Raw genomic sequence first — 14,239 nt, 5'->3', positions numbered from 1 at the left:
TGATTGAATCTGTGGCGAACCGCAAGGTGTTGCTGCAACCCGCCAGAATCACACCCGCGCCCGGCACGGGGATGCCTCTTGCCACTTCCTCATCACTGCGTCTGCCGCCGATGAGCGCAAGAGACCGTCTGACATGTAAAAAGCATAAAGTGGGCCATAATTTTAAATCCTTAAAAATCATTAAATTAACTATCTCAGCCATCGTTAACGCACCAAAATGGCGCACGCTCTGCGCTAACCGGTACTGAACCGCCCTGTCACAGGGCAGGGCATGGCCGGCGCACCACAAATGCGCAAATCCTGAACCAGCCCACAAGCTGAAGCCCTCGATATCGCGCGCTGCGGGCCAACTCGTTTACACTGGCAGACCAGCCGTTTCTGTTATCCGACTACGGCATACCATTACGCAGCGCCTTGTTTGCAACGTGATGGCGGGCCCAATCCGAGGAACACCATGCAGTTTGATCGTCTCGATATCAGCCTCTCCCACTACCATCAGCTCGATCGGGAGCATCGTTCCCACATCTTGTTGCTGGGGGGATTGATGCTGGCCATCATGACCCTTCATCTGTTGCTGCTGCCCCACTTCCCCTACGAGCGCTTTTACGCCGTCAGCTTTGGCTTCGAGGTGATCAACTGGCTCACCATGCTGTTCCTGTTCTGGGTGGTGCAGTGCGCCCACCTGCCCACCCACACCTACCGCATGCTCTCCTGCGGTCTGATGCTGTGGATCATGGGGGCCACCGCCGACATCATGGATGAGCTGGTGGCGCAGCCGCTCTGGCTCGCCATCTATGCCGAGGATCTGCTGCGCTCCAGCGGCATCCTGCTCAGCAGCATCGGCATCCTGAGCACCATGCACCACCTCTTTCATATCAATACCCGGCTCAGAGAGCAGGCGCTGTTTGACGATCTGACCAAGCTGCCAAACCGGCGCTACTTTCATCAGCAGCTGTTTCTGGAGCAGGGGATTTGCCACGCCCTCATCCTGCTGGATCTGGATCACTTCAAGCTGATCAATGACAACTACGGCCACGATATCGGGGATCGGGTGTTGCAGCAGTTTGGCGAGCTGTTGCAACAGCACTGCCCGCCCGGTGCGCTGGCGGCCCGTGTCGGGGGTGAAGAGTTTGCCCTGCTGCTGCCCGTCGCCCACGAAGCCGAGCTACAGCAACTGGCCAACACCCTGCTCACTGCGACCCGCACCATAGCCCCCGACCCGACCCATACCATGACGGTCAGTCTGGGAGTGGGGATCCGCGAGCCCAAGGAACCGGCAGTCTCGCTGTTCAAACGGGTGGATCAGGCGCTTTATGGCGCCAAGGAGGCGGGCAGAAACTGCGCGGTATGGGCGACACCGACTAACAAGGAGGCATGAAGATCTGCAGGTTGATTGCCGATCACGGCGGAACATTGCTGCTGAAGCAGGGGCCCAATGGCCCCTGTTTTATGGGAGAAATCCCCTCGCCTAAAAGCGGAAGGTAAGACCGATATTAGCCTGCCACTGGGTTACCAGCTCCCCGCGCACCTTGAACACGCACTGCTCCGGGTTGCAGAGAAACTGATTGTTGTCGTTGACCAGCGAACCATAACCGCGCACCTCGGCCCGCAGCGCCAGATGCTCGGCGAGGCGCGGTTGCACCCCGAGCGCCAGCGACATGGAAGGGGTCACCTCGCTGTCGTAAGCGGCAAAGCGGGTCACCCCGATCCCGGCGCCGATATAGGGCGCCATCAGGTTGTCAGAGAGGGTCAAAGCACCGGCAAAGTGCAGGATGTCCACCGTCAGGCGATCCGGCTGGTCGGGAGAGAGGGTGGTGGACTGATGGCTGTAGAGCAGCTCGATCATGCCCGGATCATCCACCTCCTTGCTGATAAAGAGACCCCAGCTGCCGGAACTCTGCCCCTGCAGTGAATCAAGCGATGCAGAAAGCGGCACCGGCTGCACCACCTCGTCACCCTTCTCGAAGTCGATGGCTGAGCTGTAGCCGAAAAACGGCGTCACCTGCCAACCAGATGTGGTCGCAGCCTCGCTACTCCAGGCCTGCCCCAGTGGCAGCAACAGCCCCATCATCGCTATCCCGGCTCTCTTCATCATCGTCCCCTGCTCCCTGTGTGATTGTGCAGAAAGCATACCAGAGGCATCCTGCGCCCATCCTAAATGGCGGCTGTACCGGATCACTTTCATCGCGGGATTTCCCTCTCGCCGGAACCTCTGCCGAGCCGCCCCACTGGCGCCGCTATGCGCCCCTGCCACCATTCATCGACGGTTAACCTCTGCCACGTATGCTGGCGCCAAATCGGGTCATCGGGGCCCGTTATCACTACTCAAAAGGACATCAGGGAATGGTTGCCGCGCAACTTCACGACCCCCAAACCACCCTCGCGGATACCCTGCGGGCCACCGCGCATGCCATCGACGAGAGCCACATCAGCCTGCGCCAGATGCTCGCGCTGGTGGGCGAACAGGGCATGCTGCTGTTTTGCGTGCTGCTCACCGTCCCCTTCCTGCTGCCGGTCTCCATTCCCGGGGTCAGCACCCCGTTTGGTCTGCTGATCCTCTTTATCGGCATCGGCATCACCCTCAACCGGGTGCCCTGGCTGCCCGCCATCCTGATGGAACGCCGCTTCGCCGCCGACCAGCTCAAGCCGACCCTGCACAAGGGTGCGGATCTGCTGGCCCGTGTCGATCGCGTTATCCGCCCGCGCCTGCTGGTGCTGACCGGCAGCAGCACGGTCAACCGCTGCAACGGTCTGCTGATCATGCTGGCCGCCCTGCTGCTGATGCTACCCCTGGGCGCCATCCCCTTCACCAATGCCATGCCCGCCTGGGCCATCCTGCTGCTCTGCACCGGCATGTTGCAGCGGGACGGTCTGTTCGTTGCCAGCGGCTATCTGCTGGTAAGTGCGACCCTGGTCTGGTTCAGCGTGCTGGCCATCGGCTTGCTGATGGCGGGCCAGAGCGCCACCGGCCTGCTCGGCTAACCCCGATGCACAGAAAAAGGGCGACTAGATGGTCGCCCTTTTGGATTTGTGCGGGATACCGCCCGGTCAAAGCAGATCGTAGATAAGGGCCGAGATGGCAAGCAGCCCCATCACCAACACAAAAAGGGTACTCGGCCCGCGATAACGCTTGAGTGCGGGCAAGCGATAGATGGAGCAGGCCGGCAGCAGAAACAGGATCACCGCGATCAGCGGGCCACTGACGCGCTCGATGATGTCGAGCACATTGGGGTTCAGATAGGTGATGAGGGCGGTCACCATAAACAGGATCACCGACGACACCCGGGCGATGGTCGACTCCTTGAGAGAGAGCCCCAGCCCCTGACAGGCACCGCTCACCATGCTCACCGTCCCCTCGCTAACCCCCATGGAGGTGCCGAGGAAGGATTTGGACATGGCCAGAATGGCGATAAGCGGCCCCACATAGGCGATCAGCGGATTGGAAAACTTGTTCGCCAGCGCCGACAGCACGGAGATATTGTCGGTGCGGGCCAGCGCCATCTCGGCCTGACTCAGGCTCATCACGCAGCTCACCACGAAGAAGAGCACGCTGCCGCAAATCAGCATGCTGCTGTATTTGATGATCCGCTTGGCACGCAGGTCGGCACTCTCCTGACAACGCTTCTTCTGCGCCGCACTGAAGGAGGAGATAATGGGCGCATGGCTGAAGGAGAACACCATCACCGGCACGATCAGCCAGAGGGATTTCCAGAACGCCGGGTCACGCCACTCCACTGCCTGACTCTCTGTGAAATAGGAGAGGCTCCACTGGGGCAGCAGATAGATCGAGAGGCCAATCAGAAAGGCGACCATGGGCAGCGCCAGCACGCTGATGGCCGACACCACGATCTGTTTGCCGGCCAGCAGCACCAGATGCAGGCCCAGCATCACCCCCAGCACCAGCAAGCCGCGGGGAAGCTCGGCATCCCCCAGCTGATGTACCACGAAGCTCTGGATCGCATTGGTGATGGAGATGCTGTAGACCAGAATGATGGGGTAGAAGGCCATCAGATAGACCAGCATCAGCAGCTTGCCCGCCCTGGCACCGAAGTGCTCCTCCACCACATGGGTGATATCCCCTTCCTTATGGGAGCTGGAGAGCACAAAGCGGCTCAATGCCCGGTGGGAATAATAAGAGAGCGGGAAAGCCAGCAATAATATAAACAGCAAAATAACCGGGGAATTACTGCCAACAGTAATAGGGAGAAATAACGTACCGGCACCAACAGCAGTGGCATATAAGCCCATGGTCCATACCGAATCGCTTTTCTCCCATTTCAATTTTGAAACAGGGTGACTCTTTTCAGCAATAGAAACACTCATTGCAATATATACCTTATTAGTCTGTCATCATTATTTTTATTGGCCCGAATAACAGGCTGGCGATATGTCATGGCAGATCGCCCTGCACATGAAAAAACAACGCCGCCAGTGGCCAACAGGGCCACCGGAAGTAAACGGAGCTGCCACGCTACCATCGTTGAAATCGCCAACCTGGTCAAGGTTAATAATTCATGACCGTTTGAATCGGATTGTTTCAAAAGACAATGAAATGTGTCACATTCGTCATCCAGAACCAGATCCAAACCCTTTTGATAACATACCGATAAAACCTCATGCTGTTGCCCAACAACACAAATAAGACCAGCGATCAGGCCGATAATATTAACACCTTAAGCTGTGGAATATCAGTGAAATAATTCGGCCAACTTTTCGACTAATTGACAGTGATGTCAGCCAATTTATTTATGGCAAAAGGAAAGGTGATGTCTGCCAATAACAGGACCAATCAGCTCAGCGTGCCGGGCAGTGTGCCACCCGGTTGCGCCCTGCCCGCTTGGCCTGATAGAGCCACTCGTCGGCCCGGGCCAGCGCCTGATTGATCTCCTCCTCCGGCTGCACCAGGGTTGTGCCCAGACTGACCGTGATGGCGACCGGATCGGCAGGCAATGCTTCGACAGCAGCACGGATCTGCTCCGCCATCTGCAGCAAACCGGCCTCATCGATCCGTGGCAACAGGATAAGAAACTCCTCGCCGCCGCTGCGCACAAAGAGATCGTCCGCACGCAACAGGGCATCGATGCAGCCACTGAATCGCTGCAAGGCCCGATCTCCCTGCTGATGGCCGTAGTGATCGTTGATCTGCTTGAAGTGATCGATGTCGAGCATGATAAGGCCACAGGGCGCCTCCCCTGTCCGCAGCGGCTGGCAGTGCTCGAAGAAGAAGCGGCGGTTGTAGAGACCGGTCAGCTGATCGGTCTCGCTCTGGCGCTGCAGTCGCTGCTGCAACTCGTACTGGCGGGTAATATTGCGAGTCACCCAGGCCACCGCCCGCTTGCCGTCATAGAGGGAGGGCAGCGGGGCAATCTTGCCCTCGAAGCGTTGTACCCCCTGCGGCCCGACGGCGGCATTGATCCCCCCCACCTCGGCTGCTGATAGCTCATACTCCACCACCCGCACCTGACCGCTCGCCAGTGACTCGGCAACCTGTGCCTTGACCCACATGGCCATCTCGGGTGGCAGCACATCGGCCAGTTGCTTGCCCGCCAGCGGATTGCCATCGTGATAGGATTGCTGCTCCATGCCGCCGATATATTCCACGTAATAACCATCTTCACTGAGGATGAAGATGGGATCTGGCAATTGGGCCATCACTTCATAAAGCTGGGTTACCGAAAGCGCCACGGAGACTCCTGTACGTTAGGGTCAAACAGGGGGGAGATATTCTGCCTTAAAAGGACTCACTCGCCCTCATCGGCAACGGAGAAAAATCTGCCGTCATAGCCAACAATCCTTTACATCTAGCAGCATGCAGACGTCTCGGCCAGCAAGGATTGCCTGCGCCCACCGCCGCTCTGACTTGCGACCGTTCGCAGTGGCGGATGGCCCCTCCCTCGCTCAATGATATCTCATTGTTTCAACTCACAAGTTCATTTACGCTGGCCGTCACGAGTCCAGTTTTCACCTCATCAGCCATCAGGAACGCCAGCCCCCCCGCAACCGCAGGGGCTGTACCACGGAAAAGGAATCGCCAGATGAAAAACGCCATCGTTACCGCCCGCTTCGACGCTATCAGTACCGAAGGGGAACAGCTCACCCTCAAGATCGCCATCAAGGCCCCCGAGCCGGATCCCAAGTCCGCCAGCGGTGACTGGCGCTGCAAGGTGAAGCTGGCGGGGCTGAGCGACAAAACCTTTATCTACGGCATCGACAGCCTGCAGGCCCTGAGCCTCGCCATCAAGTTTGTCGAAACTGAACTGCGCGCCTTCTCCGATGCGGGCTGGCAATTCTATCTGCCAGGCTGCCCCGATCACCCTATCGACATGAGCGCCTGCTACTTCCCGGCGCTCTAGCCCGGCCAACCCTAGGAGCCCGGATGCACGGACCCGACCCCGCCAATCCCCACCCCATGAATGGCTTCCCCCAGGTGTGTTTTATCAAGAACACCATCAAGGGGCCCAATATCGAGGTGGGTGACTACACCTATTACGACGACCCGGAGGATTCGGCGGGCTTCGAGCGCAACGTTCTCTACCACTTTCCCTTCATCGGCGACAAGCTCATCATCGGCAAGTTCTGCGCCATCGCCCGCGGGGTGAAGTTCATCATGAACGGCGCCAACCACCAGACCTCCGGCTTCTCCACCTACCCCTTCTTTATCTTCGGCAACGGCTGGGAGCATGCCGCCCCCGCCCCGGGCAGCCTCCCCTACAAGGGGGATACCGTCATCGGCAACGATGTCTGGATTGGCTATGACGCCCTGATCATGCCGGGAGTAAAAGTCGGCAACGGCGCCATCATCGCCGCCCGCTCCGTGGTCACCGGAGACGTGCCCGCCTATGCCGTGGTCGGCGGCAATCCCGCCAAGGTGATCCGCTACCGCTTCGACGACGACACCATAGCCCGTCTCAACGCCATCGCCTGGTGGGACTGGCCGGTGGAGCAGATCAGCCGCAACCTGCCGCTTATCAGCGGCGGCGAGATAGCCGCGCTGGAAGCGGCAATCCGCTAGAGACAAGCCCCATCAGGCATAGGGCCAGAAATGAGAAGAGGGTTGAGCGCACAGGCACTCAACCCTCTTTTTGATTGGTCGCAGACCGCTCAGTGGCTGGCGGAGCGACTACCGCTCCAGATCAGCTCGCCGCTGCGCAGCTCCATCAGGGTCATCGACAACCGATAACGGCTCCCCTCTGTCACCAGATCCCCGTAGAGCATGTAGCCGGCGCCGGTCTGACGGCCAAGCCGCACAAGGGAGGCCGGGTTCATCCTGCCCTGCTGATACTCAAGCTGGCCGGTGATGGCTGCCACCTGCCCTTGGTCGACAAAGTGAAAACCGCTCTTGCTCTGGATGAGCTTGCTCATGGCCGCCGCCATGGCGCGGGTGTCCACCGGCTCGCCGGTGCCGTTCTGGGGCGGGGTGAGCAGCACCGGCTGACCGGTTTGCGCCAGCTCCCGCACCTCGGGGGCCTGCACAAAGAGATCGGCCATGGCCTGCGCCAGTCCTGTCGGCGCCACCGGCTTGGGCTGAACGTCCCCGCTATCCGGTTTGGTCACCGGCTTGTCCGGCTGGCTCACTGGCTGATCGGGTTCACTGACAGGAGCCTGAGTACCACCGTAGGGATTGACCGCACAACCGCACAGCAGCAGGGCCCCCACCATCAACAAGGAACGCAGCTTCATCTTTTCTCTCCGCCAGAAATCCGTAAACGGGCATCAACACATGCCCGCATGGCGGAGCCCCTGCCCCGCATCCTCCTTATGCTAGGGACAAACCCCGGCGGGGTCGATACGCCCACCACCACAGGGCGACAGAGACTGGCGAACCTGGGCCCACGAAAAAGCTGGCACGGCTCCACCCGATTCCGTTAGGGTAGTGTCGGTAAAACATCAACAGTAACGCAGCGGTAAGCCCGGCGCACAACACGTCGCAACCCGACAGAGATCATCACACTCAAGCAGGAAGCACTATGCAACTCACCCCACCCCAACCGCCTCAGGACGATGAGATCGAAGCGCTGCGCATTGGTCTCTCGGGCTACAACAAGGAACACGCCGGTACCCATCTGCGCGAGCGGATCGCCAGCTTTATCAAGGATGAAGAGGGCAAGGTACACGGCGGCATCATCGCCGATATCAAGTGGGGCTGGCTGCATGTCGACTGGCTCTGGATCGATGAAAGCATCCGCCGCGATGGCTGGGGCGGCCGCCTGCTCGGCGCCATGGAGCAGTACGCCCAAAGCAAAGGCATCAGCAACTACCATCTGGAAACCACCAGTTTTCAGGCCCTCCCCTTCTACCAGAAGCAGGGTTACGAAGTCTTTGGCCAGCTGCCCGATATGCCGCCGGGGCATGTGAGTTATTTTTTGAAGAAGCAGGGCAAGTGATGACATTCCAGCGCCTTGCCAATGCCAATATCGTGATCCGCCCGTTCGAGCCGGGCGACGCCGACGAGTTTTTCCGCGCGGCCCACGAATCCATCGAGACGGTCGGTAAATGGATGAGCTGGTGCTCCCATTCATTTACTCGGGAAAACGCGCTGGAGTGGTTTGCCAGCTGCGCGCAGGATTGTGCGGCGGGACGCGCCTTTGACATGGGCATCTTCTGCGCCACCACCGGCCAACTGCTGGGTGGCGCAGGAATCAACCAGCTGTCACCCCATCATCGCTACGGCAATATCGGCTATTGGGTACGCCAATCCCGCCAGGGATGCGGTATCGCCCGACAGGCGGTCGCCCTGCTCCGTGATTTTGGCTTTCAGCAGTTGGGACTATTTCGGCTGGAGATCGTGATGGGGGTCGGCAACACCGCCAGCGAAGCGGTTGCCATCGCCGCAGGGGCCAACTTCGAGTGTCGGGCAAGGAACCGCATCTTTCTCCATGGGCAGCCTATGGATGCACATATCTACGCCATTGTTCCCACAGACTGATTTCTGTAGCCGAGAGGATCATGCTGGTTTATCGGAAAAGTGCACTTAAACCGCTCAGCGTTTGTAACTCTCTAATCTTTCTTCAGGCAAAAAATAAAGATTACCTTTCGAACGGGTACACGCGACATATAGCTTATTTAAGGTTGATGGAGCTAGAGCAGCTAGCTTGCCTTTTTGAAAAGCTGAGAAGCTTGTCTTATTTAAAACAATGCAAACGTCATTGAAATCATCAAGCCCCTTAGTATTCCCCCAGTTGTCCACCCTTCCCACATATTTATTACTTTCCCTGTAAAACAATTTAACAATGGAGTCATCCTCCATTATCCCTTGAATTTCAACATCATCTAAAAGTAATTTCAAACCAACAACATCCTCTCGATGAGAGCGTATTTCAATACCTAGGTTATCTACAATGAATTTACAAACGGTAGGACTGCATCTGTAACTATGAGATAGTGTTTCTGTGTCAATTGTAAAGCCTGCCGCTCTGAATTTCCCTATGTATCCATGAAGGCTTTCGTGAAGATTCTTTTGAATATTACCATCTCTACTAGTGTCAAAAGTGTGTTGAAAGTAATCACCAACCATCAATATATTTACATTAGTAGAGAACAGTTTCATAACAAAATCAAAGTCATTGGCAGAAAAATCCTGAATTTCATCTATACAAAATAGATCAAAGTATCTCTCAATCCTTTCAGAGGTCAGGGCAACTAGATCAGAGTCAAGCAATAGCTTTGAAGCTCTACTATGATAAACCCTTTCATTCCTATCGAAATAATGACCATGCGTTCTTCTTTTTTCAAACCTAGGTGGTTCGTTATATGTAATTCCCTTTATTTTAGCGCTACCAATAAAAATTGGGCGAATGCAAAATGACATTATAAATGAGAAGTAAGTATAAACTCTCACCCCTTTCGGAATGAAACCAAACTTCTCCAGCACACGCTTTTTGATATTTTCATAATTATTAACGGTATAGGTAATTATCAACGCACGGCAATCATCACTCAATTTATCAATGATGTATTTGGTTTTTCCTGAACCAGCGACGGCCAAAACTATGCGTTTATCCATTCAATCGCCTCTCGAATATAAGCGGGAACTTCAATCTCATTATATTTATTGTCAACCAAATTAAACGCTGCTGTTGTCTTGTTATCTAACATATACTGTTGTGGCGGTAATTCTATCCGCCCCCCAGAGAACAATTCATCACATATAGCTTTGTTGTCTTCGTACATGCAAATTTCAAAAGTGCTTCTTGTATTATCTTGATCTGAAAACACTGATATGGACTCAGAAACATACTCTGCATAATTATCTACACAGTTTTTTTGATAATTTTTATCGTTATCACGGATAACTGCGACTCTAATACCTAATAATTTAGATACTTCCATGTAGCGCTTAAAGCTAGTTCCCCCGACTGAAATCACATGAATACCATCTTCTTCTAAATTACGACCCGATACCCTGTTATATAAGCAAGGCATCATAATATATTCTGCATCTCCTTCAACCAGAATAACTGTCTCAGATAGAACCAGCTCCAAGATGTTGTGGTTTGGTGCTTTCATGAAAAATCTCGCCGTATTTTGGTTAAGTTCAGCGAGTGTCGCAGGGTTCCTACCTGCACTATTTAAAAGAATGGTTTTTCTCAGATCTAATCTCGAACTGATCATGCTACTGTGGGTTGCCATGACTATTTGATTGTGGTGGGATGCTTCCACTTGCGAGATCAATTTTGCCATATTAGTATGACTAAGATGATTTTCCGGTTCTTCTAGCAACAGTACATCAATAGCTTTTGCTTCATTTCTCTCTCGAAGAGCAAATGCAGTTTTTATAAAGCACTGCTTCCCCTTCCCTCTATTCTCAATAGGAATCCCACTTTCTGTTAACATTAAGTCAGTATCCAAATTATATTTGGAATTAGAGCGGATTGCGAATTCATATTCACCTAAAGCATTGTTAATATCTTCTAAGTGTTCATTTTTGAATAATGTTTTTTGCTGCCGGTATTCATTTCTCAATCTATATCTCATCGGCTCTTCAACCTCAGCCTCATACATAGACCTAACATACTGGCTGTTGGCGTATTCACTGTTTATTTGAGAACTATCTATAGTGAGATGCTTTAGGAATTTTCTGTATCCTGTGTATGCTTCACCACTAAATGTTGTGAATTTAGCAACATAGAATTCGAAAGGGAAATTGTCACCAATAGAATTCAAAACATGCTGAATCTCAGCATGCAAGCTATCATTTGGCTCACAGATAAGTTGCAGCCCATCAGCATTGACACCTAGACTATTAACTCGGCCATTAAGGTCTGGATTTTCTGTTTGATTCAAGAAAAGCTCTATGTGGAGAACAGGTAGGTTGGCGATCGTTTTCTCCCCAGCGAGAAAATTTGCTACTGCATCTGCATTTAACAAAGACTCAATGCCAAAGCTTTCTATCTTACTCTTGCTCCCACTCAATACCAGCTCAATGGCTGTCAATATCGTACTTTTACCTGCCTCATTGTCTCCGACAAGAATATTTCTCTTAGGGTCAAATTTAATATCATAAACTCTGAACTTTTTAAAATTCGTCAGTTTCACCCTTGTTATATATGTCATTAGATAAGCGCCTTATTTCCGAATGAAAGCATTGGGATAATATATTCAATCAATAATAAAAAACACAATGTAAATCACGTAAATCACGTAAATCACTTGAGATACCACCTTTACACAACGTTAGAGTAAGCAATAAGTAAGATAGACAAATGAAAATACCCTCCGTAGTAAAGAAAGAGAACAAAGGGGCTCAAACAAGGCACGTCACTTGACTCCCCCTCCAATCCGCCGAGGGGAAGGGGCAAGGTCAGGAGCGCCATCAGGGATGATGGCGCAGACGCAGCCGGCACAGGGATGTGCCGTCTGCGGCGGTCCGTCAGACCTTGCACCTGACCCGAGGGCAACCGCGTAGCGGTCGGATTGGCGGGGGTGGCCTTTCTTTTGGTGACTTTTCTTTGGCCACGCAAAGAAAAGTTACTCGCCCAAGCCCGAAGGGCGGGCGAAACCTCGTCGAGGCCAGCGGCCTCGCGTCCTGCACGGCAAGGCCGTGCCACCACACAACAGCCCCTGCCGCCAACGCCATACCTCGGAACGGACGATTACGCCTACCGGCTAATCGACCCTACGATTGCACGGTGCAGCCGTGCCTGCTTGCCACAGGCACGGAGTCTGGCTGGACGCCGGGATGCCACCGGCAAAGGGGGGCGTGGCCGCCCCTATCGGCCCAGGAAGGGCTCCCAATCCTTGAACACCGGCTGCAACCCTGCCTGCCGCACGGCGGCGGCCACTTCCCCCACCGGGCGGTCGTCGTGGATGGCGAACTGCTCCAGCTCCTCTTTATCCCCCTCGGCATAGCCTCCCGGCTGGGTGCGCGACTCGGCCGACATCTGGGTGATGCCAAGACGCACCGCGCCGTTGCGAAAGGTGGCCGACTCACGGGTGGAGAGCGACAAATCCAGCGTGGGCGAGAAGAGGCGCCAGGCGCAGATAAGTTGGGCCAGCTGGCGATCCGACATGATCACGGCAGGCTCCAGCCCACCGGTGCAGGGGCGCAGGCGCGGGAAGGAGAGCGAATAACGGCTCTGCCAGTGGTGACGCTCCAGCCAGCTCAGATGCTCGGCGACAAAGTAGCTGTCGGCGCGCCAGTCCGAGGAGAGACCGATCAGCGCCCCCAACCCGATTTTGTCGATACCGGCGCGGCCGAGCCGATCCGGCGTGGCGAGTCGCCATGCGATGTCCCGCTTGTTGCCGCGCAGGTGGTGGCGGGCGTAGGTGGGGGCGTGGTAGGTCTCCTGATAGACCATAACGGCGTCGAGGCCGAGGGTTTTCAGTTCGGCATATTCGGCCTGCGAGAGGGGCTGCACCTCCATCCCCACCGTGCTGAAGTGGCGGCGGATGATGGGCATCACCTCGCGAAAATAGGCGAGCCCCACCTTGTGCTCGTGCTCGCCGGTCACCAGCAGCACGCTGTCAAAACCGCGCGCCTTGATGGCGAGGCACTCGCGCTCAATCTCCTCTGTATTCAGGGTCTTGCGCTTGAGGCGGTTGCTCATGGAGAAGCCGCAGTAGGTGCAGTCGTTGGCGCAAAGGTTCGACAGATAGAGCGGCACATAGAAGCCGATGGTGTTGCCGAAACGCTGGCGGGTCAGCCGCTCGGCCTCGGCCGCCATCTGCGGCAGATACGCCTCGGCGGCTGGCGAGATCAGAGCCATAAAATCGGCCAGAGTGCGGCGGGGTGAACCCAGCGCGCGGGCAACATCGGCAGCCGTTTTGGCGCGGATCTGCATGCCGATATCGTCCCAATCAAGCTCCTGCCATCGGTCGAGAAAGGTAGGCTCCTTAGCCCTCCCCCCCAGCCCCTCTCCCATATTTTGTGAAGAGTCGAGAGGGGGGCTAAACACATCCGCCTCGGGAGAAACCGAGAAAGAGGACATGGCGATTGGCTCTTGCCCCGAGCCAGCATCATGACTCATAACGCCCCCAGAAAATCGGTGAGCGGGCTGGAGGCTTGCGCCTGCAGGGCGCGAGCGCCAAGGCCAGCCTCATAGGCGCTGCGACCGGCGGTGCAGGCCAGCGCAAAGGCGCGGCCCATGGCGACCGGATCGCCGCTCACCGCGATGGCAGTGTTGACCAGCACGGCATCGGCGCCCAGCTCAAAGGCGGCGGCGGCATGGCTCGGCGCACCTATGCCCGCATCCACCACCACAGGCACATTGGCCTGCTCGACGATGATGGAGAGAAACTCCCGGGTCACCAGCCCCTGATTGGAACCGATGGGCGCACCGAGCGGCATCACGGCAGCGCAGCCCACCTCTTCCAGCCGTTTGCAGAGCACGGGGTCGGCGCCACAGTAGGGCAGCACCACAAAGCCCTCTTTCACCAGCTGCTCGGCGGCTTTCAGCGTCTCGATGGGATCGGGCAGCAGATAGCGCGGATCGGGGTGGATCTCCAGCTTGAGCCAGTTCGTCCCCAGCGCCTCGCGGGCGAGATGGGCGGCAAACACCGCCTCGGCGGCAGTCTTGGCGCCAGAGGTGTTGGGCAAGAGCTTGACCCCGAGTTGCAGCAAGGGGCTCAGGATATCGTCGTGGGCCTTGCCCGGTTCGAGCCGCTTGATGGCCATGGTGACCAGTTGGGAGCCGCTCGCCTCGATGGCGGCGGCCATCAGTTCCGGGCGGGCAAACTTGCCGGTGCCGGTAAAGAGGCGCGATGAGAAGGTGTGATCGGCAATCTTGAGCATGTCAGCCTC

15 protein-coding genes are annotated in these 14,239 nt (G+C 55.9%); 7 read left to right on the top strand and 8 right to left on the bottom strand.

What is annotated here, in order from left to right; genetic code table 11:
• The first annotated feature begins 454 nt into the window (after positions 1-454).
• Positions 455-1,378, top strand: coding sequence for a GGDEF domain-containing protein (locus I6L44_RS18950; RefSeq protein ID WP_216952787.1), 924 nt, complete (start codon positions 455-457; stop codon positions 1,376-1,378).
• A 90-nt stretch (positions 1,379-1,468) separates the two neighbouring features.
• Here I6L44_RS18950 and I6L44_RS18945 read toward each other — a convergent pair whose 3' ends face one another.
• A complete protein-coding gene (locus tag I6L44_RS18945) occupies positions 1,469-2,092 on the bottom strand; it encodes an outer membrane beta-barrel protein (protein WP_216954511.1) in 624 nt (207 codons plus the stop codon).
• 251 nt (positions 2,093-2,343) lie between these two features.
• Between I6L44_RS18945 and I6L44_RS18940 the strand changes: the two genes are divergently transcribed.
• The gene (locus I6L44_RS18940) at positions 2,344-2,982 is read left to right on the top strand and encodes an exopolysaccharide biosynthesis protein (RefSeq protein WP_216952786.1); all 639 of its coding nucleotides are present in this window, start codon (positions 2,344-2,346) and stop codon (positions 2,980-2,982) included.
• Between the two features lie 66 nt (positions 2,983-3,048).
• Here I6L44_RS18940 and I6L44_RS18935 read toward each other — a convergent pair whose 3' ends face one another.
• Positions 3,049-4,323: an amino acid permease gene (locus I6L44_RS18935; RefSeq protein ID WP_216952785.1), complete on the bottom strand. Its 1,275-nt coding sequence runs from the start codon at positions 4,321-4,323 to the stop codon at positions 3,049-3,051.
• A gap of 64 nt (positions 4,324-4,387) precedes the next feature.
• On the opposite strand from I6L44_RS18935, the gene I6L44_RS18930 reads away from it, so the two are divergent.
• On the top strand, positions 4,388-4,642 hold the full coding sequence (locus tag I6L44_RS18930; protein WP_216952784.1) for a hypothetical protein: 255 nt from the start codon (positions 4,388-4,390) through the stop codon (positions 4,640-4,642).
• Positions 4,643-4,794: 152 nt separating this feature from the next.
• Here I6L44_RS18930 and I6L44_RS18925 read toward each other — a convergent pair whose 3' ends face one another.
• A complete protein-coding gene (locus I6L44_RS18925) occupies positions 4,795-5,685 on the bottom strand; it encodes a sensor domain-containing diguanylate cyclase (RefSeq protein WP_159158084.1) in 891 nt (296 codons plus the stop codon).
• A gap of 350 nt (positions 5,686-6,035) precedes the next feature.
• On the opposite strand from I6L44_RS18925, the gene I6L44_RS18920 reads away from it, so the two are divergent.
• Positions 6,036-6,353, top strand: a complete 318-nt coding sequence (locus tag I6L44_RS18920; RefSeq protein WP_058056329.1) for a hypothetical protein — start codon at positions 6,036-6,038, stop codon at positions 6,351-6,353.
• 23 nt (positions 6,354-6,376) lie between these two features.
• Positions 6,377-7,012 (top strand): Vat family streptogramin A O-acetyltransferase, encoded by a 636-nt coding sequence (locus I6L44_RS18915; protein ID WP_216952783.1) that lies wholly within the window; start codon positions 6,377-6,379, stop codon positions 7,010-7,012.
• Positions 7,013-7,101: 89 nt separating this feature from the next.
• Here the strand turns inward: I6L44_RS18915 and I6L44_RS18910 are convergent, their stop codons facing one another.
• Entirely contained in the window at positions 7,102-7,680 is a 579-nt protein-coding gene (locus I6L44_RS18910) for a penicillin-binding protein activator LpoB (RefSeq protein ID WP_216952782.1), read from the bottom strand.
• Between the two features lie 287 nt (positions 7,681-7,967).
• Between I6L44_RS18910 and I6L44_RS18905 the strand changes: the two genes are divergently transcribed.
• A complete protein-coding gene (locus tag I6L44_RS18905) occupies positions 7,968-8,384 on the top strand; it encodes a GNAT family N-acetyltransferase (protein ID WP_216952781.1) in 417 nt (138 codons plus the stop codon).
• Positions 8,384-8,926, top strand: a complete 543-nt coding sequence (locus I6L44_RS18900; protein ID WP_216954509.1) for a GNAT family N-acetyltransferase — start codon at positions 8,384-8,386, stop codon at positions 8,924-8,926. The genes I6L44_RS18905 and I6L44_RS18900 overlap by 1 nt, the downstream gene beginning before the upstream one ends.
• Before the next feature lie 54 nt (positions 8,927-8,980).
• Here the strand turns inward: I6L44_RS18900 and I6L44_RS18895 are convergent, their stop codons facing one another.
• From I6L44_RS18895 to I6L44_RS18880, 4 genes are all read right to left on the bottom strand, one after another.
• The gene (locus I6L44_RS18895) at positions 8,981-10,003 is read right to left on the bottom strand and encodes a DNA helicase UvrD (RefSeq protein ID WP_216952780.1); all 1,023 of its coding nucleotides are present in this window, start codon (positions 10,001-10,003) and stop codon (positions 8,981-8,983) included.
• On the bottom strand, positions 9,988-11,553 hold the full coding sequence (locus I6L44_RS18890; protein WP_216952779.1) for an ATP-dependent endonuclease: 1,566 nt from the start codon (positions 11,551-11,553) through the stop codon (positions 9,988-9,990). The genes I6L44_RS18895 and I6L44_RS18890 overlap by 16 nt, the downstream gene beginning before the upstream one ends.
• Positions 11,554-12,209: 656 nt before the next feature.
• Complete coding sequence (gene thiH, locus I6L44_RS18885; protein WP_216954507.1) at positions 12,210-13,427, bottom strand: 2-iminoacetate synthase ThiH; 1,218 nt, start codon at positions 13,425-13,427, stop codon at positions 12,210-12,212.
• A 35-nt stretch (positions 13,428-13,462) separates the two neighbouring features.
• Positions 13,463-14,230, bottom strand: a complete 768-nt coding sequence (locus I6L44_RS18880; protein WP_042081355.1) for a thiazole synthase — start codon at positions 14,228-14,230, stop codon at positions 13,463-13,465.
• Between the last annotated feature and the right edge of the window lie 9 nt (positions 14,231-14,239).

It is taken from the genome of Aeromonas sp. FDAARGOS 1414 (assembly GCF_019047065.1).
GTDB lineage: Bacteria > Pseudomonadota > Gammaproteobacteria > Enterobacterales > Aeromonadaceae > Aeromonas > Aeromonas veronii_A.
The sequence above is the reverse complement of the archived record's forward strand: the minus strand, read 5'-3'. Positions and strand labels throughout refer to the sequence as shown.

Excerpts from the sequence above, each read along its gene's own strand:
- I6L44_RS18895 (WP_216952780.1), bottom strand. The coding sequence starts at position 10,003 with ATGGATAAACGCATAGTTTTGGCCGTCGCTGGTTCAGGAAAAACCAAA.
- I6L44_RS18880 (WP_042081355.1), bottom strand. The coding sequence starts at position 14,230 with ATGCTCAAGATTGCCGATCACACCTTCTCATCGCGCCTCTTTACCGGC.
- thiH (WP_216954507.1), bottom strand. The coding sequence starts at position 13,427 with ATGTCCTCTTTCTCGGTTTCTCCCGAGGCGGATGTGTTTAGCCCCCCT.
- I6L44_RS18950 (WP_216952787.1), top strand. The coding sequence starts at position 455 with ATGCAGTTTGATCGTCTCGATATCAGCCTCTCCCACTACCATCAGCTC.
- I6L44_RS18920 (WP_058056329.1), top strand. The coding sequence starts at position 6,036 with ATGAAAAACGCCATCGTTACCGCCCGCTTCGACGCTATCAGTACCGAA.
- I6L44_RS18935 (WP_216952785.1), bottom strand. The coding sequence starts at position 4,323 with ATGAGTGTTTCTATTGCTGAAAAGAGTCACCCTGTTTCAAAATTGAAA.
- I6L44_RS18900 (WP_216954509.1), top strand. The coding sequence starts at position 8,384 with ATGACATTCCAGCGCCTTGCCAATGCCAATATCGTGATCCGCCCGTTC.
- I6L44_RS18940 (WP_216952786.1), top strand. The coding sequence starts at position 2,344 with ATGGTTGCCGCGCAACTTCACGACCCCCAAACCACCCTCGCGGATACC.
- I6L44_RS18905 (WP_216952781.1), top strand. The coding sequence starts at position 7,968 with ATGCAACTCACCCCACCCCAACCGCCTCAGGACGATGAGATCGAAGCG.
- I6L44_RS18945 (WP_216954511.1), bottom strand. The coding sequence starts at position 2,092 with ATGAAGAGAGCCGGGATAGCGATGATGGGGCTGTTGCTGCCACTGGGG.
- I6L44_RS18890 (WP_216952779.1), bottom strand. The coding sequence starts at position 11,553 with ATGACATATATAACAAGGGTGAAACTGACGAATTTTAAAAAGTTCAGA.
- I6L44_RS18910 (WP_216952782.1), bottom strand. The coding sequence starts at position 7,680 with ATGAAGCTGCGTTCCTTGTTGATGGTGGGGGCCCTGCTGCTGTGCGGT.
- I6L44_RS18930 (WP_216952784.1), top strand. The coding sequence starts at position 4,388 with ATGTCATGGCAGATCGCCCTGCACATGAAAAAACAACGCCGCCAGTGG.
- I6L44_RS18915 (WP_216952783.1), top strand. The coding sequence starts at position 6,377 with ATGCACGGACCCGACCCCGCCAATCCCCACCCCATGAATGGCTTCCCC.